This window comes from Streptococcus mitis, assembly GCF_001074635.1.
GTDB classification, from domain to species: domain Bacteria; phylum Bacillota; class Bacilli; order Lactobacillales; family Streptococcaceae; genus Streptococcus; species Streptococcus mitis_E.
On the sequence record NZ_JUQO01000091.1, the window covers coordinates 1 to 1562 of the forward strand.

A 1562-nucleotide genomic window follows, 5' to 3' on the forward strand; every position below is an offset into this window, starting at 1 on the left:
GCTATATTTAATTCCTTGCACTCCAGCGCCAGAACCTTTAACACCAAGGAAGGGGAAATTATCTGGACCACGTTGGGTTTTATTATTAATATGAACTGTACCCACTTCAAGTTTTTCAGCAATTTCAAAGGCCTTTTTGAAATCATTTGTAAAGACTGAGGATTGAAGGCCGAATTCAGATTCGTTGGCAAAGGCAATTGCTTCTTCTACATTAGCCACACGAATGATTGGTAAAACAGGACCAAATGGCTCTTCCCATGCTACTTTCATATCTTTTGTAACTTGGTCAAAAAGCACTGGCCAGAGAAGATTGCCCTCACGTTTGATTGGTGTAAGAGCCTGAGCCCCTTTTTCTTGCGCATCCTCAATCAAGCCCCAAATAAAGTCGGCTGAAGCATTGTCAATAACAGGTGTAATATCAGCATTGTCAAATGGATCACCAACTGTTAATTTAGAAACTTCTTCCTGAAGCAAAGTAGCTAATTGATCTGCTATACTTTCAAGAACAATGACACGTTTAATGGCCGTGCAACGTTGGCCTGAATAGCTAAAGGCACCCGCAACAATTTGCTTGGCAGCATGTTCCAAATCTGCATCTTCTAGTACAAGAGCTGCATCTTTTCCGCCAAGTTCCAACATGATAGGACGCATACCAGCTAAACGACCAATACGTTCTCCGATAGGGGTTGATCCTGTAAAGTTGATAAAGTTGACTTCTTTGTGCTCAATGATATAATCTCCAATTTCTGAACCACGCCCCGTAATGGTATTGAAAACACCTGCTGGAATCCCTGCTTCTTCAAAGGCTTTAGCCAGCAAGAGTCCAGAAATAGAACCTTGTGTTGGTGGCTTAAACATAACCACATTCCCTGCAATCAAGGCCGGAGCAATCTTAGATCCAGAAAGGTTGACTGGATAGTTAAAGGGAGCAATAGCTAGCACGACTCCAACCGGCTCACGACGAACAACAGCCAGTTTGTTTTTACTTGCTGCTTCAAAACCGCCACCTTCCATCGCTTGGCCTGTGATACGGAGACCTTCTTCAGCAGCATAACGAATCAAGTCTGCTGTACGCACTACTTCTCCAATTGCTGCTTTAATCCCTTTTGCTACTTCTTTGGCAAGGATAGTACCAATTTCTTCCTTATCGCGTTCTAAAATAGCTGCTGTTTTATGCAAATAAGCCGCACGTTCAACTGCTGATAAAGCTCGCCATGCTGGCAGGGCTGCACGCGCAGCTTGCATAGCCTCATCTACTTCCGCTTGACTCATAGCTGGTACTGTCCCTAATTCTTCTTGATTGATTGGTGAATAAATCGTAATTTCTTTTTCAGATGATTTCCATTCTCCATTTACTAAATTCTGATATCTTGTCAAATTCTCGTCCTCCTGAAAATGATTAAGATATATTTTACCAAATTTTCAGAAAATTACAACCCTTTTTACAAACTTTTTGAGATTATTTTCACAAGCTTGATTTTTCAAACTATTTGAACTCTTTTGTTAAGTAACAAGTACAAAAAGAAAAGGCTTAGATGAACTAAACCTTTTTCTTGCTATGT

At 40.8% G+C, this 1562-nt stretch carries 1 protein-coding gene; it reads right to left on the bottom strand.

Annotated features, from left to right (window positions below; all coding sequences use genetic code 11):
- A partial coding sequence (locus ADI58_RS03875; protein ID WP_049521538.1) for an NADP-dependent glyceraldehyde-3-phosphate dehydrogenase occupies positions 1-1377 on the bottom strand: 1377 nt, incomplete at its 3' end.
- Positions 1378-1562 lie beyond the last annotated feature (185 nt).